This window comes from Streptomyces sp. MA5143a (assembly GCF_900290235.1).
Taxonomy (GTDB): domain Bacteria; phylum Actinomycetota; class Actinomycetes; order Streptomycetales; family Streptomycetaceae; genus Streptomyces.
The window spans coordinates 54,311-74,293 of the sequence record NZ_OLMK01000066.1; the positions used below are offsets into that span (position 1 = coordinate 54,311).

A 19,983-nucleotide genomic window follows, 5' to 3' on the forward strand; every position below is an offset into this window, starting at 1 on the left:
TCCGTGTCCGTGGGGTGTCGTCCGGTGCCGTCCGTGACAGGTGTCAGCCGGTGGCACGGCCATGTCAGTGTGCGGGCTTGAGCGGCAGGAGGGCGCTGATACGGAAGCCGCCACCGGGCCGGGGGCCCGCGTCGAGCGTGCCGCCGACCATACCGACGCGCTCACGCATGCCGATCAGGCCGTGCCCCTGACCGTCGACGCCGCCCTCCTCGTACAACTCGTGCGGGGCACCCTTGCCGTCGTCCTCGACGAGCAGACCGAGCCCGTCGTCGAAGTACACCAGCCGGACGCTCGCACCCGCGTTCGGGCCGCCGTGCTTGCGGGTGTTGGTCAGCGCCTCCTGGACGATGCGGTACGCCGTCAACTCCACACCGCTGGGCAGCGGGCGCGGGGTGCCCTCGATCTTGAAGTCGACGGGCAGGCCCGCGGTACGGCACTGCTCCACGAGGTCGTCGATCTGCTCGACGTCCGGCTGCGGCACGTACTCGCCGACCTCCTGGTGCTCGCCGGTGCGCAGGACGCCCAGCAGGCGGCGCATCTCGGCGAGGGCCTGGCGGCCGGTGGAGGAGATGGTCTCCAGGGCCTTCTTCGCCTGGTCGGGGGCGGCGTCCAGGACGTAGGCGGCACCGTCGGCCTGGACGACCATCACCGACACGTTGTGCGCGACGACGTCGTGCAGTTCCCGGGCGATCCGGGCGCGCTCGGCGGCGACCGCGACCTTGGCCTGCGCCTCGCGCTCCTTCTCCAGGCGGGCGGCGCGCTCCTCCAGCTGCGCGAAGTACGCCCGGCGGGTGCGCAGCGAGTCGCCGAGCACCCAGGCGAGGGCGAACGGCACGGTGAGGATGATCGCGAGCACGGCGTTGCCCAGCATCCCCGTCTGCGCGTCGTTCCACCGCATCTGCGCCAGCGGCGCGGCGCACAGCCCGCCGGCCAGGGCGAACCGGGAGGCCCAGCGGGCGCCGTTCGCCGCGACCGTGTAGATGACGACCAGCATCGCGAAGTCGGCCGGGATCATGGGCACGTCGAAGACCAACTGCGCGAAGCCCGTGAGGGCGGCCAGCACCAGCATCTTCTCCGGCATACGCCGACGCAGGGCGACCGACAGGCACAGAGCCAGGGTGATCGGCACGAACGCGGAATCGGTCACACCCACGGTGTAGTCGGAGTGGATCGGGCCGCCCAGCACGGACATCCCGAGCAGGACGAACGCCCAGAAGGCGTCGACCCATGTCGGGTGCCTGCGGAGGAAGTCATAGAGGCGCTGCACGTAACCCAGCGTAGGGAAGCGCGCGGCACAGCGGGGTCAACCGGAGGATCGATCCATGACAGGGCCAAGTACTCCCCAAGGTGGAGGCGGCATAGCCTCTGGCGGCGAGGGATCACCGGGACTTCGGGAGGGTTGCGTGGTTCACGACCGCGGGTCGGCGGAGGCCGGCCGCTCCGCCGCGCCGGACGCGCACGGGGCACGGCCTCCCGCCCCCGGCGGGGCGGGCCCCTGGCTGCCGTGGCGGGCCGCGACCGAGGAGGCCCTGTACGGGACCCACGGCTTCTACCGGCGGCCGGAGGGGCCCGCCGGGCACTTCCGGACCTCCGTGCACGCGTCCGCGCTCTACGCGGGCGCCGTGGCACGGCTGCTGCGCCGGGTCGACGCGGCGCTGGGGCACCCCCGCGAACTGGCGTTCGTGGACATGGGCGCGGGCCGGGGCGAGCTGAGCACCGGGGTTCTGGCGGCGCTCCCCGCGGAGGTGGCGGCCCGCACGCGCGCGTACGCCGTCGAGATCGCCGACCGGCCGGACGGCCTCGATCACCGCATCGAGTGGTGCGCCGAGCCGCCGGAGCGGGTCACCGGGCTGCTGTTCGCCAACGAGTGGCTGGACAACGTGCCGGTGGACGTGGTGGAGGTGGACGCGGCGGGCACGCCCCGGCTGGTCCTCGTCCGCGCGGACGGCCGGGAACGGCTCGGTGAGCCGGTCGGCGGCGAGGAGGCGGCCTGGCTGGAGCGGTGGTGGCCGGTGGCCGGGGAGGAGGGGCTGCGGGCCGAGATCGGGCTGCCCCGGGACCGTGCCTGGGCCGCGGCCGTCGCGGGCGTGGAACGGGGCCTCGCGGTCGCCGTCGACTACGCGCACCTCGCGGACGCCCGGCCGCCCTTCGGGACGCTCACCGGCTTCCGTCAGGGCCGGGAGACGGCGCCCGTGCCGGACGGTTCCCGCGACATCACCGCGCACGTCGCCCTGGACGCCTGCGCGTTGCCGGGCGCGCGGCTGCTGACCCAGCGGGACGCGCTGCGGGCCCTCGGCGTCACCGCCGGGCGCCCGCCGCTGTCCCTGGCGACCACGGACCCCGCCGCCTACGTGCGCGCCCTCGCGGGCGCCGGCGAGGCCGCCGAACTCACCTCGCCGGGCGGGCTGGGCGACTTCGGCTGGCTGATCCAGCCGGTGGGGATCCCCCGAGGACTCCCCCACCCGCTCGGGGAGGGCGGCACGGAGCACGGCAGGGGGCACGACACGGAGTAGACGGGTCGGATGCCTACTTGTCGATGTCGCCCACCACGAAGAACATCGAGCCCAGGATCGCCACCATGTCGGCCACCAGGGTCCCCGGCAGCAGCTCGGTGAGGGCCTGGATGTTGTTGTAGGACGCCGAGCGCAGCTTCAGCCGGTACGGCGTCTTCTCGCCCTTACTGACGAGGTAGTAGCCGTTGATGCCGAGGGGGTTCTCGGTCCAGGCGTAGGTGTGGCCCTCGGGCGCCTTGAGGACCTTGGGCAGGCGCTGGTTGATCGGTCCGGGCGGCAGTTCGGCGAGCCGGTCCAGGCAGGCGTCGGCGAGGGCGAGGGAGACATGGGTCTGCTCCAGCAGGCACTCGAAGCGGGCGAGGCAGTCGCCCTCGTCACGGGTGACGACCTTGAGGACGTCCTGGAGCTCCCCGTACGCCAGATACGGCTCGTCGCGCCGCAGGTCGAAGTCGACACCGGACGCGCGGGCGATCGGCCCGCTCACCCCGTACGCGTGCACGGCCTCCGCGGACAGGACGCCCACGTCCCGCGTGCGGCCCCGGAAGATCTCGTTGCCGAGGACCAGGTCGTCGAAGACGCCCATGCGGGAGCGGACGTCCGCGACGGCGGCACGCGCGCGTGCGGTCCAGCCGGCCGGGAGGTCCTCCTTGAGGCCGCCGACGCGGTTGAACATGTAGTGCATGCGCCCGCCGGAGATCTCCTCCATGACGTTCTGGAGCTCCTCGCGCTCCCGGAACGCGTAGAACACGGCGGTGATGCCGCCGAGCTCCAGCGGGTACGAGCCGAGGAACATCAGATGGTTCAGGACCCGGTTCAGCTCGGCGAGGAGCGTCCGCATCCACACCGCGCGCTCCGGCACCTCCATCCCGAGCATGCGTTCGACGCCGAGGACGACGCCCAGCTCGTTCGAGAAGGCGGAGAGCCAGTCGTGGCGGTTGGCGAGCATGATGATCTGGCGGTAGTCGCGCGCCTCGAACAGCTTCTCCGCGCCGCGGTGCATATAGCCGATCACCGGCTCCGCGTGCGTGATGCGCTCGCCGTCGAGGACGAGCCTGAGGCGCAGCACACCGTGCGTGGACGGGTGCTGCGGTCCGATGTTCAGCACCATGTCCGTGCTCTCGGCGGCACCGCCGATACCGACCGTCGTCTGTCTGGTCTCCGTCGGAGGAGTCATGGACACAGTCTGTCGTACGTACGCTGGCGGGATGGAGACGGGGACCGTGGAGGACGGCGCCGAGCGGGCGCAGGGTGAGCCGGTGTGGACGGGACTGCCGCGCGGGCTGCTTCGGATGAGACGACTGCTGCTGGTGGTGTGGCTGGGCCCGATCACCATCGGTACGGGTGTACTGCTGGGCTGGCTGGCGGGGCCCGGCTGGGCGGCGTTCGCGCTGCTGCCGCTGGGTCTGCTGCTGTGGGGCTGGCCGGTGCTGGGGCGCAACTGGCGCTCCTGGCGGTATGCCGAACGGGCCGACGACCTGCTGATCAGCCGGGGGGTGCTGTGGCGTGAGGAGACCGTCGTGCCGTACGGGCGCATGCAGTTGGTCGAGGTGACGTCCGGACCGGTGGAACGGCACTTCGGGCTGGCGAGCGTGCAGCTCCACACGGCCGCTGCCGCCACCGACGCCCGCATCCCCGGCCTCGACCCCGAGGAGGCGGAACGCCTCCGCGACCGGCTGACCCAACTGGGCGAGGCCCGATCGGCGGGGCTGTGACCGTGCCGACGCCGGGCGCCGACGACGCCATGAGCACCACGAGGAACACGACACCGGAAGAGCGGACGGCAGCCGAGCACCGGACGGCGGCGGAACACGGCACGGCTGCCGAGGGCCTGCGGGCCACCGCTGCCGAACATCAGGCGGACGTGGGCGCGGAGATCTCCGGCGGGCCGGCGGCCGTCGTGGAGCAGCGGCTGCATCCCGTGACGCCGCTGCGGCGGGCCTGGGCGCCGGTGGCGGTGGTCATCGGCTGGGCGGTGCACGATCCCGACGGGGCGCAGCGCTCGCTCACCCGGCTGGATCCGTCCACCCTCCTGATCGGGCTGGCCGTGCTGGTGCCGGCCGCAGCCCTGTACGGCTTCCTGACCTGGTGGTTCACCCACTTCGCGGTGACCGAGAGCGAACTGCGCATCCGTACCGGCCTGCTGTTCCGCCGGACCGCGCACATCCGCCTCGAACGCATCCAGGCCGTCGACGTCACCCGCCCCCTGCTGGCCCGGATCGCGGGCGTCGCGAAACTCCGGCTCGACGTCGTCGGGACCGACAAGAAGGACGAGCTGGCGTACCTCGGCGAGGGCACCGCCCGCGCGCTGCGCGCCGAACTCCTCGCCCGCGCCGCCGGGTTCGCCCCCGACACCGCGCAGGACGTGGGCGAGGCGCCGGAACGGCAGCTGCTGAAGGTCCCGCCGGGCGTCCTGGCCGTCTCCCTGGTGCTCACCGGCGCCACCTGGGGGACCCTGCTGGCGGCGGTCGTCGTGCCCTCGGTGCTGTGGATCGCCACGGAGAGCCTGTGGACGGTCCTCGCGACCGCGCTGCCGCTGCTCGGCGCGGCCGGGGCGAGCAGTGTGGGGCGGTTCGTCGGCGAGTACGACTGGACGGTGGGCGAGTCCCCGGACGGCCTCCGTATCGACCACGGGCTCCTCGACCGCACGCACGAGACGGTGCCGCCCGGCCGCGTGCAGACCGTACGCATCGTGGAACCGCTGCTGTGGCGGCGGCGCGGATGGGTACGGGTCGAACTGGACGTGGCCGGGTCCTCGAACTCCGTGCTCGTCCCGGTCGCCCCGCGCGAGGTCGCCGAGTCGGTGATCGCCCGGGTGCTGCCGGGGGCGCAGGTGCCGGACCCGGCGGCGCTCGTACGGCCTCCGGCACGGGCCCGGTGGTGCGTGCCGCTGTGGTGGAAGGGGTACGGGCTCGCCGTCACCGACACGGTGTTCGCCGCCCGGCAGGGACTGCTCCGCAGACAGTTGGCCCTGGTGCCGCACGCGAAGGTCCAGAGCGTACGGCTGGCGCAGGGGCCCTGGGAGCGGTTCAGGCACGTCGCCGACGTCCATGTCGACACCGGCGCGAACAAGACGGTGACCGCCCGCCTCCGCGACGCCACCGAGGCCGCCGCGCTCCTGCACGCACAGGCCGAACGCTCCCGAACGGGACGGCGGGAGGCGCTGCCGGACAGGTGGATGGCGTAGGGATCCGGGACGGACCACGAACGCCGGGAACACCGAGGCCGCCCAGCGCGTGGCATGGGCGGCCTCGGTGTTCCCGGCCGGTGTTGACCGGCGTGACGGGGCGGGGCTGAACCCCGGTGGCGTCAGGAAGCCGCCGTCCGCAGCCCCTGGAGGTCGATCTGCTCCGTCTCGTCGTGGGCCGTGAGGTCGATGACCTGGCCCACCCCACGGGCCGCCTCGTCCCTGCGCTTGAACTGCGCCTCGGACTCGGCCTTGTGCAGCGCGAGGGCCTCCTGCCCGACCACGTCGGCGAGGTCCTCGTTCTGCACGGCCTCGATCACGTCCGCCTCCTTCTGCGTACCGAAGAAGTCGAACCCGCCCTCGACGGCCGTCCGCCGCTGCGGCGCCGCCGGGACGACGGCCACGGCGGTCGGCACCGTGAAGTGACCGGCCGGCCGCACCGCGGGCAGCGCGGGCCGCACGGGCTCCAGCGACAACTCAGACTGCGCGGGCACGGGCGCGGCCGGAACGGGGGCCACCGGTACGGGCTGGGCGGCCGCGTGCTCATGCTCGTCGACCGCCCCCGGCTTCCCCGCCGGATCGTCCTCCTCGGCGGTCACGACCGGAACCCGCTCCGCCGCCGCGTCACTTTCGGCGGAACGTCCCTGCCGGGTACCACCGCCGTTCGGCCCGTCCGGATCGTCCTCCGGCGAACCGCCCTTGCCGGAACCATCGTTCACGGACAGCGCCCGAACGGGCTCGTCCACGGACCCGCCGCCGGGCGCGTCGCCGCCGGACACCCGCTCATCGCCCGAGTCGCCGGACTCCCCCGGCTGCCCGGCCGCGCCGGACTCGAAGGACTCGCCGGACTCGAAGGGCTGGACGGGCTCGACGGGCTCGACGGGCTCGACGGGCTCGACGGCAGCCTCAGCCTGAGCCGCGGTCTGGTCCTCGCCCTCGCCGTCGCCCTCCTTTTGGCCCTCAGCCTCGGCCGCGTCCGCCTCGGCCTCCGCCACGCCGTCACCCTCGCCGTCGGCCTCAGCCTCGGCTGCGACATCGTCGGCGGCGCCGGCGCCGGCCACATCGGCACCGCCCTCCGCCTCCGCCGACGCCCCGGCCTCGGCCCGGGACTCGGCTCCGGTCTCGGTCTGCTCCTCGGTGCGGTCCTGGCCCTCGGCCTCCGCCTCCACAGCCATGACCCCGGTGTCCGCCCCGGCCCCGGCTCCGGGCCCGGCTCCGGCCCCGGCGACTTCCTCGCCCAGGCCCCGCCCCGCTCCCTGCGCCGCACCCCGCTGGGTGATGATCCGCTCCAGCGCCGAGTTCGCCCGCAGCCACAGCGCGGAACCGGCCGGGGAGAACACCCCGGCCGCGGGCTTACCGCCCTCGCCCGGCACGTCCTCGGCGCTCTCGACGTCCTCGGTGTCCTCGACGTCATCGAAGTCACCGAAGTCCTCGGCGTCATCGCCGGCGTGGTCGGCGCCCTCGGCACCGGCTCCGGCCCCGCGCGACCCCCAGGGAGTGCCCGCCGCGGGAACCCCCTGCGGCGGCACCGGCGAAGCCTGCGCGGCGGCACGGCCCCGCGCCGCACCCACGATCCCGGACGCGGCGCCCGCGCCGGCCGTACCGGACGAGGCCCCCGCACCGACCGCGGCGGAGGCGTTCCCCGAGCTCTCCGCGCCCTCGCCACCGGTCGTCAGTTCCCGTGCCCCCTCCGGGGCGGTCGTCTCGATCTCCAGCAGGCGGCGGCCCTCCAGGGCGCTCGCCCGCTCGGTCTCGGCGGTGGCGTACCGGCGCAGCAGCGCGGCGTGTTCGTTGCGGAGGTTCGCCAACTCGGCCCGCTTGGCGCGCAGCTTGTGCTCCAGCTTGGTGCGCAGCTCGCGGGACTCCTCCAGGTCCGTCTCCAGTTCCGCGACCCGCTCCTCGTGGCGCCACTCGTCGCTCGCCCGCGCGCGCGTGAGGTCGGCGACGCGTTTGCCCGCCTCGACGTCCCAGCGGCGCATGACCGCGGCGCCCACGGCCGCGGTGGCCGCGGCGAGCGCCGCGAGGACCCGGAGCACCGCCGGCCCGGAGAACACCCAGGGCCCGAGGGCGCAGACGAGCGAGACGCCTGCGATCGCCGTGGGGGGCAGCAGCCTGTGCAGAGGCGGTGAATGGCGGTGACGTCCACGTGGCATGGCCAGAAACTTACCGCGCGTAGGCGAATCATGGTGCCCCGGGCCGTAAAAACTCAGCCGCCCCTCTCACCTCTCACAAGCCCTCACAAGCTCCCTCACCACCGGGGCACCATTGCGCTCACCGGCGGCTCCTCTACTCGATCAACTCCCGTCATTCCAGATAGGCCTTGGCCACATCACGCTCTTTCGCCACCCGCGCAATTCCATGGATTCCACCGATCCCGGGGATCCCGCCGATCCCCCGGCTCCCACCGCATTGCCGACCGGCCCGGGACCCCGCTCCTCACCGGTCGCTGAGCCGTCCGCTGATCCACTGGAGGGTCGCCGGAATCTCCCGCCGCCACGTGTTGAAGTTGTGCCCGCCGCTGTCGAGGATGATCGACGAGATCCGCGTCGGCTGCTTCTCCTCGGCCAAGGCGATGAAGTCCAGAGTGGCCTTGTAGTTGACCTCTCCCTGTTTGCTGCTGGTGACGAGGAGAGAGGTGTCGGGCGCCGGCCGGTGCTTGAGGTACCAGAACAGATCGGCCTCGTTCCGCAGCGTCTTGTTCCCCCGGAAGAGATCACCCGTGGTCGGGTCGATCGGCGCCTTGTAGTACGGCGAGAGTCCCGCGCCGGCGGCGTACGTCCCCGGGTGGTGGACGGCGAGCTTCAGTGCGCAGTACCCGCCGGTGGAGTCGCCGATGACGCCCCAACTGCCGGGCCTCCTGCCGACCCTGTAGTGGTGGCCGACCGCGTCCGGCAGATCCCGCGCGAAGAACGTCTCGGCCTGCGGGCCGCCCGGGACGTCCACGCACTCGGTGTCGCGCGGCGGCGCCACGGTCGGCCGCATCATGACCAGGATCATCGGCTGCGCCTTGCCCTCGCGGGCCAGCGTGTGGGCGGTCTGCGGGAAGTGCAGGCCCTTGATGAGCGCCTCGGCGGTGCCCGGGTAGCCGGTGAGGACGACGGCCGCCGGGAAGCTGCGGGTGCGGTACCGGGGCTGGAAGTACTCCGGCGGCAGATAGACGTACGCCGGGCTGGCGATCCGTGAGGTGCGGCCGACGATCTCGACCTTCTGGATCTGTCCGCCGACCTCGGGCCCGCCGCCGCCCTTCACGCTCACCGGCCGGGTGCCGAGGACCCGCAACGGGCCCCCGGTCTCGGCGTCGTCGTGGTCGACGACGACGCCCTGCGCGGTCTCCCGTCCGAAGAGGTCGGCCCAGCTGGCGTAGAACCCGAAGGCCTGGTTCGCGGTGAGGCCGATCGCCGCGAAGACGGCGACCTGCGTGGCCAGCAGCGCCCCGATCCGTCCGCACACGGGCCGCCAGCCCCGCCGCGCCAGGCGCGGCCACAGCCAGACCGTGCCGACGAACAGCAGCACGGCCGACGTCACCGCCAGCACCAGCAGCATGTTGCTCGTAAGACTCATCGGGTTGTCCCCCGCCGTTCTTTCTTTCCCTGTCTTTCCCTGCCCTTTGGTTCAGCTTTCCGATGGAGAGTGAACCGACGTGGCCGAGCCGACGTCCTAGAGGGCGCAATGTCGCCGGATGCCGGAAAGGCGCCGGGTCCAAGATCACTCGCGGAACTACGGGATGCGATGTCTGTCAGGACAGATGGGGAAATGTCGGGTGGGGTTCCGGTCCGTTCGGGCCGCGACCCGCTGAGCGCCGCTCGGCGCGTACGCGGCCTGCTGCGCGGGCCGCGCCCCGAGGCGGTGCCCGCGCTGGTCGCCAGGGCCAGCACGCTCGTCGGACTCGTGGACATCGCCGCCGGCGTGTTCCCCCGCTTCCGGCACAGCCGTATGCATGCGCTGGCGGAGGTGCTGCCGGGTGCCCTCGGCCCGTTCGCCGCGGCGCTGTCGCTGAGCGCCGGGGTCCTCCTGCTGCTGCTCGCCCACGGACTGCGGCGACGCAAGCGCCGGGCCTGGCGCGCGGCCGTCGTGCTCCTGCCGGCCGGGGCGATCGCGCAGTTCACCTACCGGCACTCGGTCGTCGGCGTCCTCGTCTCCCTGGCGCTGCTCGTCCCGCTGCTGCGCCACCGCGACGAGTTCCGCGCCCTGCCCGACCCCACCAGCCGCTGGCGGGCACTCGCCAACTTCATGCTGATGGGCACCGGCTCGATCCTCCTCGGCCTGCTCGTCGTCAGCGCCCACGCCCAGCACATGGTGGGCGACCCGAGCCTCGCCGACCGCCTCGAACACGTCATCTACGGCCTCTTCGGCTTCGAGGGACCCGTCGTCTACGCCGGCAACACCTCCTGGACGGTCGCCTACTCGCTCGGCGCCCTCGGCCTGCTGACCGCCGTCACCACCATCTACCTCGCCTTCCGCCCGGAGCACCCGGCGGCCCGCCTCACCTCCGACGACGAGTCCCGGCTGCGTGCCCTGCTGGCCCGGCACGGGGGCCGTGACTCCCTCGGCCACTTCGCGCTCCGCCGCGACAAGGCGGTCGTGTTCTCACCGAGCGGCAAGGCGGCGGTGACCTACCGGGTCGTCTCCGGGGTGATGCTCGCCAGCGGCGACCCGATCGGCGACGTCGAGGCCTGGCCCGGCGCCATCGAACGCTTCATGGACGAGGCCAAGGCCCACTCCTGGACCCCCGCCGTCATGGGCTGCTCCGAGACCGGCGCCGAGGTGTGGACCCGCGAGACCGGCCTCGACGCCCTGGAACTGGGCGACGAGGCGGTGGTGGACGTCGCGGATTTCTCCCTCGCCGGACGCGCGATGCGCAACGTGCGTCAAATGGTGAAGCGCATCGAGCGCCTGGGTTACGAAACCCGGGTGCGGCGCGTCCGTGACCTAGGCGAGGCGGAACTGGACCGCGTCCGCCGCGCCGCCGAGGACTGGCGGGGCACCGACACCGAACGCGGCTTCTCCATGGCCCTCGGCCGCATCGGCGACCCGGACGACGGCGACTGCCTGATCGCCACCGCCCACAAGGCCGACGAGACCCCCGGCCCCTACGGCGACCTGAAGGCCGTACTCCACTTCGTGCCCTGGGGCCCCGACGGCGCCTCCCTCGACCTGATGCGCCGCGACCGCTCCGCCGACCCCGGCATGAACGAACTCCTCATCGTCGCGGCCCTCGAAGCGGCCCCCCGCCTGGGCGTCCAGCGCGTCTCGCTGAACTTCGCGATGTTCCGCGCCGCCCTGGCCCGCGGCGAGAAGATCGGCGCCGGCCCCGTCCTGCGCGCCTGGCGCGGCCTGCTCGTCTTCCTCTCCCGCTGGTTCCAGATCGAGTCGCTGTACAAGTTCAACGCCAAGTTCCGCCCGCGCTGGGAGCCCCGCTTCGTCGTCTACGCCACCTCGCGCGACCTGCCCCGCATCGGCCTGGCCGCCATGCAGGCCGAGGGCTTCGTCAGCCTCGCCCTCCCCCGCGTCCTGCGCCGCCGCCCGAGGCCCCCGGCCCCCTGCGCCCACGTCGGCCGGGACCACGACCTCAACGAAAGAACCGCCCAGGCGACCTGACCCACCCCCGAACAACCTGAGCGAGAGCCCCCACTACCCCGTGCCAGGGGCTCTCGCTCAGGTCGTCGAGCAACCCGGTCCGGCGGCCAGGAGGCTCCTCGACCGTCCGGCCGCCTGCCCCGGACGGCGGAGCACCGGCCACCCGACAAGGGGCCTAGGCTTGTCGCATGAGCAAGCTGAACCGGCGCGGCCAAGTGGCTGGTATGCCTCTGTGGGACCGCTGCGCGGTCATGGGCGTCGTGAACGTCACCCCGGACTCCTTCTCCGACGGCGGCCGCTGGTTCGACACCGCGGCGGCCGTCAAGCACGGTCTGGAGCTGGTCGCCCAGGGCGCCGACCTGGTCGACGTGGGCGGTGAGTCGACCCGCCCCGGCGCCACCCGTGTCGACGAGACCGAGGAGCTGCGGCGGGTCGTCCCCGTCGTACGGGGCCTGGCCTCCGAGGGTGTCACCGTCTCCGTGGACACCGTGCGCGCCTCCGTCGCCGAGCAGGCGCTCGCGGCCGGAGCCGCCCTCGTCAACGACGTCAGCGGCGGTCTCGCCGACCCCGCGATGATCCCGGTCGTCGCCGACGCCGGCGCCCCCTTCGTGGTCATGCACTGGCGCGGCTTCCTGGGGGGCGGCAACGTCAGGGGCGTGTACGAGGACGTCGTCTCCGAGGTGGTGGACGAGCTCCACGCGCGCGTGGAGGCCGTTCTGGAGGGCGGTGTCGCCCCCGACCGCGTCATCGTCGACCCCGGGCTCGGCTTCTCCAAGGACGCCGAGCACGATCTCGCCCTGCTCGCCCATCTCGACCGGCTGCACGGACTCGGCCACCCCCTGCTGGTGGCCGCCTCCCGCAAGCGGTTCCTCGGCCGGGTGCTGGCCGGACCCGAGGGCGCCCCGCCACCCGCGCGGGAACGCGACGCGGCCACCGCCGCCGTCTCCGCCCTCGCCGCCCAGCAGGGCGCCTGGGCCGTCCGCGTGCACGAGGTGCGCGCCACCGCCGACGCCGTCCGCGTCGCCCGCGCGATCGAAGGAGCCCGGGAGCGGTGAGCTCGGCCCACACCGACGTCGAACAGGTCGAACTGGCCAACACGGCCTTCTACGAGGCGATGGAGCAGGGCGACTTCGAGACGCTCTCCTCGCTCTGGCTGGACCCCGCCGACCTGGGCGTGGACGAGGAGTACCACGACCCCGCCGAGACCGGCGTGATCTCCTGCGTGCACCCCGGCTGGCCGGTGCTCACCGGCCGCGGCGAGGTGCTGCGGTCGTACGCGCTGATCATGGCGAACACCGAGTACATCCAGTTCTTCCTCACTGACGTGCATGTCTCCGTCACCGGGGACACCGCGCTCGTGACCTGCACCGAGAACATCCTCAGCGGGGCGCCCGCCCCGGACGGCAGCGACGAACTGGGGCCGCTCGTCGGGCAGCTCGTCGTCGCCACCAACGTGTTCCGCCGTACGGCCGACGGCTGGCGGCTCTGGTCGCACCACGCCTCTCCCGTCCTCACCGAATCCGCCGACGACGAGGGCGAGGAGTCACCCTCCTGAGCCGTGGGCGCCGCCGGACGGGCCGTGACGTGACGGGGAACACGGCCGTCCGGGTATGGGCGGCGCCCGACCCGTGAGCCATCGTGTTCCCTGCGGGAAACGCCCGGTGAACCCTTCCCCCGGGGAGTGGGCACGGCCTTCCCCGGGCAGGCGCTGTCAGTGCCCGCAGGTAGATTCGAGGTGGCCGGTGTGCCGACCGCACCCGGAGGACCCGGCCGATACCGACGATTGCAGGAGTGATTCGCGTGGATCGTGTCGCGCTGCGCGGCCTGAAGGCCCGCGGGTACCACGGAGTGTTCCCGCACGAACGCGAGGAGGGCCAGACCTTCGTCGTGGACCTCACGCTGGGCCTGGACACCCGGCCGGCCGCGGCCGACGACGACCTCACGAAGACCGTGCACTACGGGATCGTGGCGGAGGAGGTCGTGGGCATCGTCGAGGGCGAGCCGGTGAATCTGATCGAGACCCTCGCGGAGCGCATCGCCCGGGCGTGTCTGGGGCACGAGGGGGTCCAGGAGGTCGAGGTGAGCGTCCACAAGCCGAACGCCCCGATCACCGTTCCCTTCGACGACGTGACCGTCACCATCACCCGGAGCCGAGTATGACCGCGTTCTTCACCGGGGGTCAGAGCGACCCGACCGTCCAGCCGGTGCCCGCCTCCGTGGTGCGCACGGTGGACGAGGCCGACACGACCCTCCAGAACCCCCGGCGCGCCGTGATCTCCCTCGGCTCCAACCTGGGCAACCGCCTGGAGAACCTCCAGGGCGCCATCGACGCGCTGGAGGACACACCCGGCGTGCGCGTCAAAGCCGTGTCGCCGGTGTACGAGACGGAGCCGTGGGGTGTCACACCGGGCAGCCAGCCCTCGTACCTCAACGCGGTCGTCGTCCTGAAGACCACGCTGCCCCCGTCGTCCCTCCTGGAGCGGGCGCAGGCCGTCGAGGAGGCCTTCCACCGGGTCCGCGACGAGCGGTGGGGGCCGCGCACGCTGGACGTGGACATCGTCGCCTACGCCGACGTGATCTCCGACGACCCGGTCCTGACCCTGCCGCACCCGCGCGCGCACGAACGGGCCTTCGTTATCGCGCCCTGGCACGACGTCGAGCCGGAGGCACTGCTCGTCGGCCGCGGCCCGGTGGCCGCGATCCTCGACGATCTCACCCGTGAAGGCGTGTCGCCCCGCGCCGACCTGGAACTCCACCTGCCCGAGTAGTCGTTAAGGTCTACCGGGTCGGGATCGTCACCCGACGCCGCCGGGACCAGGGATCGGACCGACCGTCCGACGCCTGCGCTCCCGGTGTCCGTGGACCACCGGACTCGTCGAAAGGGCATCGTGAAAGAGCTGCGCATCAGGACGCTGGCCACGGTGTTCGTCGTGGCGGGGGTGCTGTCCTGGGCCGGGGCCCGGCTCTGGTACTCCGTGGGCACACTGCCGAGCGTGCCGCTGGCCGCGCCCATCGTCCTCGCCCTGATCGCCGCCGTCCTCACCGCCACCGCGCTCTCCATCCGCAGCCGGCTCAAGGCCCAGCGGGAGCGGCAGCCCGACGCCAAGGGGGTCGACCCCCTGATGGCGGCCCGCGCCGTCGTCTTCGGCCAGGCCAGCGCCCTCGTCGCCGCCCTCGTCTGCGGGATCTACGGCGGTGTGGGCGTCTTCCTCCTGGAGCACCTGGACGTACCGGCCCGCCGCGACCAGGCCATCTACGCCGGTTTCTCCGTCCTCGCGGGCATCGGCGTCATAGTGGCCGCCTTCTTCCTGGAGCGCGTGTGCAAGCTCCCGGAGGACGACGACACCAACGGGGGCGCGGCGCGGGCCGCCTAGGGATCGGATCACCAGGGCTGCCGGGCCGCGTGACCGTTGACCAGGAAGCCGGGGGCTGTGAAAGTGCCCCGTGACGGCCGACTGTCGGCCACCACCAGGCGCGAGGCCGGCCGTGCGGGCGGGGTGTGAATCTCGCTCCGACGACCTGGGCGAGCTCTTCGAGAAACAGATCGGCCGGGTACGACGGGACCACCCGCACCGTGCGGTGCCCGCCCAGCGCCCGGAGACGTGCTCCCACCCGTACGTCACACGCCCTCAGGCGTCCACCGACGGCGTTCACCGTCTGCCGGCTGGGCAGCCCTGGCCCGTGCGGTCCCCCCATCAGGGATGTTCTCCACTGCTGGGTGGACCGTATCGGGCAGCAGGCAGCACTGACCATCCGGTCAGCGTGCCAGTATCAGGCTCATCGCCTCAGCGCGGGTCGTGGCATCCCGAAGCTGGCCCCGCACCGCCGACGTCGTGGTCTTGGCACCCGGCTTGCGGATGCCACGCACCGACATACACATGTGCTCCGCCTCGATGACCACGATGGCACCCCGCGCCTCGAGGATCCTCACGAGCGAATCGGCGATCTGCGTGGTGAGTCGTTCCTGCACCTGCGGTCGGCGGGCGAACACCTCGACGAGCCGCGCGAGCTTCGACAGCCCGGTGATTTTCCCCGTCTCGGCCGGGATGTATCCGATGTGAGCGACACCATGGAACGGCAGCAGATGATGCTCGCACAAAGATACGATTTCAATGTCCTTCACAAGGATCATCTCGTCGTGCCCCAGGTCGAACGTCGTCGTCAAGACGTCCTCGGGCGCCTGCCGGAGCCCTGCCAGAAGCTCCTTGTACGCCCGCGCCACCCGCGCCGGCGTCTCCCTGAGCCCCTCCCGGTCCGGGTCCTCCCCGACCGCGATCAGCAGCTCTCGTACGGCGTTCTCGGCGCGCTTCTCGTCGAACTCGCCGATGGCGCCCTCGCCGTCCAGCGTCACGGGGTCGGTCATGTGGTGCCTCGCTCCTGCAAGCCTGTGACGCGTGCGGCTGACGCGTCTGTTTACGGCCATACGACAATGCCGCGCCCCCCAGGCTAAAACCAGGGGGGCGCGGCATCCATTCCGGGCCTGGTGAGGCGGCCGCGGCCGGGAGCGGTGGCTCCCGGTGGCCGGATCTCATCGGCGGGGCGTCAGCTCTCGGGACGCTCCTCCGGGGTCGCCTCGACGGTGGACTTGGCGGTGATCGCCGGCGTCGCGCCGTTGGCGCCGTTCGTCAGTGCCAGCTCCTTGGGGGAGAGCACCGGCGGACGGGTGGAGGGGGTGCGGCGGGAGGAGCCGGTCCAGGCGGGCCGGGGCGGACGCTTGACGATGGGGGCGAAGATCTCGGCGATCTGCTCCTTGCCCAGCGTCTCCTTCTCCAGCAGCTGGAGCACCAGGTTGTCGAGGACGTCGCGGTTCTCGACCAGGATCTCCCAGGCCTCGTTGTGCGCGTTCTCGATGAGCTTCTTGACCTCTTCGTCCACGAGCGCGGCGACCTCTTCCGAGTAGTCGCGCTGGTGAGCCATCTCACGGCCGAGGAACGGCTCGGTGTTGTCGCCGCCGAACTTGATGGCGCCGAGACGCTCGGTCATGCCGTACTGGGTGACCATCGCGCGGGCCAGGTTGGTGGCCTTCTCGATGTCGTTCGCGGCGCCGGTGGTCGGGTCGTGGAAGACCAGTTCCTCGGCGGCGCGGCCGCCCAGCATGTAGCCGAGCTGGTCGAGCATCTCGTTGCGGGTGGTCGAGTACTTGTCCTCGTCCGGCAGGACCATCGTGTAGCCGAGGGCGCGGCCCCGGGACAGGATCGTGATCTTGTGAACCGGGTCGGAGTTCGGGGAGGCCGCCGCGACCAGGGCGTGGCCGCCCTCGTGGTACGCGGTGATCTTCTTCTCCTTGTCCGACATGATCCGGGTCCGCTTCTGCGGGCCCGCGACCACGCGGTCGATCGCCTCGTCCAGCATCTGGTTGTCGATCAGCTTCTTGTCGCTGCGGGCCGTCAGCAGGGCGGCCTCGTTCAGGACGTTGGAGAGATCGGCACCCGTCATGCCGGGGGTGCGGCGCGCGACGGCGGACAGGTCGACGTCGGGCGCGACCGGCTTGCCCTTCTGGTGGACCTTGAGGATCTCCAGACGGCCCTGCATGTCCGGGCGGTCGACGGCGATCTGCCGGTCGAAGCGGCCGGGGCGCAGCAGCGCCGGGTCGAGGATGTCGGGGCGGTTCGTCGCGGCGATGAGGATCACGCCGCCCTTGACGTCGAAGCCGTCCATCTCGACGAGGAGCTGGTTCAGGGTCTGCTCGCGCTCGTCGTGTCCGCCGCCGAGGCCGGCGCCGCGGTGGCGGCCGACCGCGTCGATCTCGTCGACGAAGACGATCGCCGGGGCGTTCGCCTTGGCCTGCTCGAAGAGGTCGCGGACACGGGAGGCACCGACGCCGACGAACATCTCGACGAAGTCGGAACCGGAGATCGAGTAGAAGGGGACGCCCGCCTCGCCTGCGACGGCGCGCGCGAGGAGCGTCTTGCCGGTGCCGGGCGGGCCGTAGAGCAGGACGCCCTTGGGGATCTTGGCGCCGACGGCCTGGAACTTGGCCGGCTCCTGGAGGAATTCCTTGATCTCGTGGAGTTCCTCGACGGCCTCGTCCGCGCCGGCGACGTCGGCGAAGGTGGTCTTCGGGGTGTCCTTGGTGATGAGCTTGGCCTTGGACTTCCCGAAGTTCATCACCCGGGAGCCGCCGCCCTGCATCTGGTTCATCAGGAACAGGAAGACCACGACGATCAGGACGAAGGGGAGCAGGGACAGCAGGATGCCGACGAAAGCGTTCTGCTTGGTCGGGGAGACCGTGTAGCCGTCGGGGATCTGCTTGTTCGCGTACTTGTCCTGCAGGGTGTTGGCGAGGGTGACGCCCTGGTCGCCGATGTAGCTCGCCTGGATCTTCGAGCTGCCCTCGATCTTCTCGCCGTCCTTGAGCTGCACCTTCAGGAGCTGCTCTTCGCCGGTGGTCAGCTTGGCCTCTTGGACCTTGTTGTCATTGATCGCCTGGACGACCTGGCCGGTGTCCACCGTCTTGTAGCCGCCGGACGAGCCGACGACCTGCATCAACACGACCACGGCAAGGACGGCCAGCACGATCCACATGACTGGCCCACGGAAGTATCGCTTCACGTCCATCCATACGGAGCGGTGCCGCCCCGTCCCTCCTGCCATAGTGAGTTTGATAAAGACTGTTCTTCGGACGGTACCCCAGCATTGTCACCCGAAGCCGCGTAGGACCGATGGCACCCCGTCCTCGCATGCTCCAACGGCTTGAAACCCGCTGGGGTTCCCGAGCGTCTCAGTAAGACTGGCCCGTGCGCGTGACGCGGGTGGTTCAGCCGCCGTAGACGTGGGGCGCGAGCGTACCGACGAACGGGAGGTTCCGGTACTTCTCGGCGTAGTCGAGGCCGTAGCCGACGACGAACTCGTTGGGGATGTCGAAGCCGACCCACTCGACGTCGATGGCGACCTTGGCGGCCTCGGGCTTGCGGAGCAGGGTGCACACCTTGAGGGAGGCGGGCTCGCGGGAGCCGAGGTTGGAGATCAGCCAGGACAGGGTCAGGCCGGAGTCGATGATGTCCTCGACGATCAGGACGTGCTTGCCCTTGATGTCGGTGTCGAGGTCCTTGAGGATCCGCACCACGCCGGAGGACTGGGTGCCCGCTCCGTAGGAGGACACGGCCATCCAGTCCATGGTGACCGGGGTGGACAGCGCCCGGGCGAGGTCCGCCATGACCATCACCGCGCCCTTGAGGACGCCGACGATGAGCAGGTCCTTGCCCGCGTACTCCGCGTCGATCTTCGCGGCCAGCTCGGCCAGCTTCGCGTCGATCTCTTCCTTGGTGATGAGTACCTGCTTGAGGTCGGCACCCATGTCTTTCGCGTCCACCCGCATCACTTTCGGTCGTCCCAGGGCCGCCGCCGGACGCTTCTTCCCCCTGGGGGCCCGGGGCCCGGTGAGGGCCCCTTCGGCGTCCGGTTTCAGCCTTGCCGAATCACCAGTCTGCCACCCTGACGCTGGGCGACGACCCGGCCGGGGAGATTGATGGCCCCCTGGCCGCGCCATCCGGTGATGAGCCGGTCGATCTCCTCGATGTGGCGGGCGAAGAGGGAACCGGCCGGGGCACCGGCCTCGATGGCGGCGCGGCGCAGGACACGGCGGCGTACGGCGGGGGGCAGGGCGTAGAGCTTGGCGCACTCCAGGAGGCCCGCCGCGTCGCGTACGGAGGCTTCGGCCTCGCGGGCCCAGGCGTCGAGGGCGTCGGCGTCGTCGCGGGAGAGCTGGGCCGTGCGGGCGAGGGCTTCGACGACGCCCTTGCCGAGGGCCTTCTCCAGGGCGGGCAGGCCCTCGTGGCGGAGCCGGGAGCGGGTGTAGGCGGGGTCGGCGTTGTGGGGGTCGTCCCAGACGGGGAGGGACTGGACCATGCAGGCCTTGCGGGCGGTCTGGCGGTCGAGCGTGAGGAAGGGGCGGCGGTAGCGGCCGTCGGCCCCCGAGACCGCGGCCATCCCGGACAGGGAGCGGATGCCGGAGCCGCGGGCGAGGCCGAGGAGGACGGTTTCGGCTTGGTCGTCGCGGGTGTGGCCGAGGAGGACGGCGGTGGCGCCGTGGCGGTCGAGGGCGGCGTCCAGGGCGGCGTAGCGGGCGTCGCGGGCGGCGGCCTCGGGGCCGCCGTCGCGGCCGACGGTGACGGCGACGGACTCGGCGGGGTCGAGGCCGAGTTCACGCAGGCGCAGGACGACTTCCTCGGCGCGCAGGTCGGAGCCGGGCTGCAGTCCGTGGTCGACGGTGATGCCGCCGGCGCGGATGCCGAGCTTGGGCGCCTCGAAGGCGAGGGCGGAGGCGAGCGCCATGGAGTCGGCGCCGCCGGAGCAGGCGACGAGCACGAGCGGCGGGGGCGCGGGCTCGTGCGGGGGGCTCCCTGCGGCGGCGGGGGGCGCCGGGCGGGGGGCCGGGCTCGCATGGGACGGCGTCGGGCCGGGCACGGCCTCGGGGGGTGTGGCCGTGAGGGGCGTGAACGCCGGTGGTGCGCCGGTGAGGGGTGGCGCGCCCGGGGTCGTGCGGGCGGGCGTGCGACGGGTGGTGTTCGTGTTGTGTTCGGTGAGGATGTCGTGGAGTACGCGGCGCACCGCCAGGCGTATCGCCGCGACCGCGGGGTGGGGACCCATGTCCGGTTCCCTTCACGAAATTGTCGGGGGGTGAGCCCGAGGTCGGTCACTCAGAGTGTGTAGATGGTGACAGAACCGGGCCGTTCCCCGAGCATTGCACGCCTACCCCTCGCTCACGGT

Annotated in this window: 17 protein-coding genes; 9 read left to right on the forward strand and 8 right to left on the reverse strand. The window is 72.2% G+C overall.

What is annotated here, in order from left to right; translation table 11 throughout:
- Window positions 1-64: 64 nt before the first annotated feature.
- Window positions 65-1,267, reverse strand: a complete 1,203-nt coding sequence (locus SMA5143A_RS26420) for a sensor histidine kinase (RefSeq protein ID WP_107465338.1) — start codon at window positions 1,265-1,267, stop codon at window positions 65-67.
- 136 nt (window positions 1,268-1,403) lie between these two features.
- Between SMA5143A_RS26420 and SMA5143A_RS26425 the strand changes: the two genes are divergently transcribed.
- Window positions 1,404-2,513: an SAM-dependent methyltransferase gene (locus tag SMA5143A_RS26425; RefSeq protein WP_107465339.1), complete on the forward strand. Its 1,110-nt coding sequence runs from the start codon at window positions 1,404-1,406 to the stop codon at window positions 2,511-2,513.
- 13 nt (window positions 2,514-2,526) lie between these two features.
- Here SMA5143A_RS26425 and SMA5143A_RS26430 read toward each other — a convergent pair whose 3' ends face one another.
- The gene (locus tag SMA5143A_RS26430; protein WP_063791502.1) at window positions 2,527-3,687 is read right to left on the reverse strand and encodes an NADH-quinone oxidoreductase subunit D; all 1,161 of its coding nucleotides are present in this window, start codon (window positions 3,685-3,687) and stop codon (window positions 2,527-2,529) included.
- Window positions 3,688-3,718: 31 nt separating this feature from the next.
- Between SMA5143A_RS26430 and SMA5143A_RS26435 the strand changes: the two genes are divergently transcribed.
- Together SMA5143A_RS26435 and SMA5143A_RS26440 are read left to right on the forward strand one after the other, a co-directional pair.
- Window positions 3,719-4,225, forward strand: coding sequence for a PH domain-containing protein (locus tag SMA5143A_RS26435; RefSeq protein ID WP_107465340.1), 507 nt, complete (start codon window positions 3,719-3,721; stop codon window positions 4,223-4,225).
- A 29-nt stretch (window positions 4,226-4,254) separates the two neighbouring features.
- A complete protein-coding gene (locus SMA5143A_RS26440; protein ID WP_107465379.1) occupies window positions 4,255-5,697 on the forward strand; it encodes a PH domain-containing protein in 1,443 nt (480 codons plus the stop codon).
- A gap of 122 nt (window positions 5,698-5,819) precedes the next feature.
- Here SMA5143A_RS26440 and SMA5143A_RS26445 read toward each other — a convergent pair whose 3' ends face one another.
- Together SMA5143A_RS26445 and SMA5143A_RS26450 are read right to left on the reverse strand one after the other, a co-directional pair.
- Window positions 5,820-7,850 carry a hypothetical protein gene (locus SMA5143A_RS26445; RefSeq protein WP_258193762.1) on the reverse strand — a complete coding sequence of 677 codons (2,031 nt, stop codon included), beginning with the start codon at window positions 7,848-7,850 and terminating at the stop codon, window positions 5,820-5,822.
- Between the two features lie 283 nt (window positions 7,851-8,133).
- Window positions 8,134-9,258, reverse strand: coding sequence for an alpha/beta hydrolase (locus tag SMA5143A_RS26450; protein WP_107465342.1), 1,125 nt, complete (start codon window positions 9,256-9,258; stop codon window positions 8,134-8,136).
- A 192-nt stretch (window positions 9,259-9,450) separates the two neighbouring features.
- Here SMA5143A_RS26450 and SMA5143A_RS26455 point away from each other — a divergent pair, with 192 nt between their 5' ends.
- The 6 genes from SMA5143A_RS26455 (at window position 9,451) to SMA5143A_RS26480 (ending at window position 14,648) form a co-directional block, all read left to right on the forward strand.
- Window positions 9,451-11,295: a phosphatidylglycerol lysyltransferase domain-containing protein gene (locus SMA5143A_RS26455; RefSeq protein ID WP_107465343.1), complete on the forward strand. Its 1,845-nt coding sequence runs from the start codon at window positions 9,451-9,453 to the stop codon at window positions 11,293-11,295.
- Between the two features lie 167 nt (window positions 11,296-11,462).
- A complete protein-coding gene (gene folP / locus SMA5143A_RS26460; protein WP_107465344.1) occupies window positions 11,463-12,329 on the forward strand; it encodes a dihydropteroate synthase in 867 nt (288 codons plus the stop codon).
- Window positions 12,326-12,829 (forward strand): nuclear transport factor 2 family protein, encoded by a 504-nt coding sequence (locus SMA5143A_RS26465; protein ID WP_055522857.1) that lies wholly within the window; start codon window positions 12,326-12,328, stop codon window positions 12,827-12,829. The genes folP and SMA5143A_RS26465 overlap by 4 nt, the downstream gene beginning before the upstream one ends.
- 245 nt (window positions 12,830-13,074) lie before the next feature.
- Entirely contained in the window at window positions 13,075-13,434 is a 360-nt protein-coding gene (folB, locus tag SMA5143A_RS26470) for a dihydroneopterin aldolase (RefSeq protein WP_055522859.1), read from the forward strand.
- Window positions 13,431-14,042 carry a 2-amino-4-hydroxy-6-hydroxymethyldihydropteridine diphosphokinase gene (gene folK, locus SMA5143A_RS26475; protein ID WP_107465345.1) on the forward strand — a complete coding sequence of 204 codons (612 nt, stop codon included), beginning with the start codon at window positions 13,431-13,433 and terminating at the stop codon, window positions 14,040-14,042. Before folB ends, folK begins: the two co-directional genes overlap by 4 nt.
- A 120-nt stretch (window positions 14,043-14,162) precedes the next feature.
- Window positions 14,163-14,648, forward strand: coding sequence for a DUF3180 domain-containing protein (locus SMA5143A_RS26480; RefSeq protein WP_099967036.1), 486 nt, complete (start codon window positions 14,163-14,165; stop codon window positions 14,646-14,648).
- Window positions 14,649-15,031: 383 nt separating this feature from the next.
- On the opposite strand, the gene folE is transcribed toward SMA5143A_RS26480, so the two are convergent.
- From folE to tilS, 4 genes are all read right to left on the reverse strand, one after another.
- A complete protein-coding gene (gene folE / locus SMA5143A_RS26485) occupies window positions 15,032-15,637 on the reverse strand; it encodes a GTP cyclohydrolase I FolE (RefSeq protein ID WP_107465346.1) in 606 nt (201 codons plus the stop codon).
- Window positions 15,638-15,816: 179 nt separating this feature from the next.
- Complete coding sequence (gene ftsH / locus SMA5143A_RS26490) at window positions 15,817-17,832, reverse strand: ATP-dependent zinc metalloprotease FtsH (protein ID WP_107465347.1); 2,016 nt, start codon at window positions 17,830-17,832, stop codon at window positions 15,817-15,819.
- A gap of 199 nt (window positions 17,833-18,031) precedes the next feature.
- Window positions 18,032-18,592 (reverse strand): hypoxanthine phosphoribosyltransferase, encoded by a 561-nt coding sequence (gene hpt / locus SMA5143A_RS26495; protein WP_055523757.1) that lies wholly within the window; start codon window positions 18,590-18,592, stop codon window positions 18,032-18,034.
- An 86-nt stretch (window positions 18,593-18,678) separates the two neighbouring features.
- Window positions 18,679-19,863 (reverse strand): tRNA lysidine(34) synthetase TilS, encoded by a 1,185-nt coding sequence (tilS, locus tag SMA5143A_RS26500; protein WP_107465348.1) that lies wholly within the window; start codon window positions 19,861-19,863, stop codon window positions 18,679-18,681.
- Window positions 19,864-19,983: the final 120 nt, after the last annotated feature.

Excerpts from the sequence above, each read along its gene's own strand:
- SMA5143A_RS26430 (WP_063791502.1), bottom strand. The coding sequence starts at position 3,687 with ATGACTCCTCCGACGGAGACCAGACAGACGACGGTCGGTATCGGCGGT.
- SMA5143A_RS26435 (WP_107465340.1), top strand. The coding sequence starts at position 3,719 with ATGGAGACGGGGACCGTGGAGGACGGCGCCGAGCGGGCGCAGGGTGAG.
- SMA5143A_RS26440 (WP_107465379.1), top strand. The coding sequence starts at position 4,255 with ATGAGCACCACGAGGAACACGACACCGGAAGAGCGGACGGCAGCCGAG.
- SMA5143A_RS26445 (WP_258193762.1), bottom strand. The coding sequence starts at position 7,850 with ATGCCACGTGGACGTCACCGCCATTCACCGCCTCTGCACAGGCTGCTG.
- SMA5143A_RS26450 (WP_107465342.1), bottom strand. The coding sequence starts at position 9,258 with ATGAGTCTTACGAGCAACATGCTGCTGGTGCTGGCGGTGACGTCGGCC.
- SMA5143A_RS26455 (WP_107465343.1), top strand. The coding sequence starts at position 9,451 with ATGTCGGGTGGGGTTCCGGTCCGTTCGGGCCGCGACCCGCTGAGCGCC.
- folP (WP_107465344.1), top strand. The coding sequence starts at position 11,463 with ATGAGCAAGCTGAACCGGCGCGGCCAAGTGGCTGGTATGCCTCTGTGG.
- folK (WP_107465345.1), top strand. The coding sequence starts at position 13,431 with ATGACCGCGTTCTTCACCGGGGGTCAGAGCGACCCGACCGTCCAGCCG.
- folE (WP_107465346.1), bottom strand. The coding sequence starts at position 15,637 with ATGACCGACCCCGTGACGCTGGACGGCGAGGGCGCCATCGGCGAGTTC.
- ftsH (WP_107465347.1), bottom strand. The coding sequence starts at position 17,832 with ATGGACGTGAAGCGATACTTCCGTGGGCCAGTCATGTGGATCGTGCTG.
- hpt (WP_055523757.1), bottom strand. The coding sequence starts at position 18,592 with ATGCGGGTGGACGCGAAAGACATGGGTGCCGACCTCAAGCAGGTACTC.
- tilS (WP_107465348.1), bottom strand. The coding sequence starts at position 19,863 with ATGGGTCCCCACCCCGCGGTCGCGGCGATACGCCTGGCGGTGCGCCGC.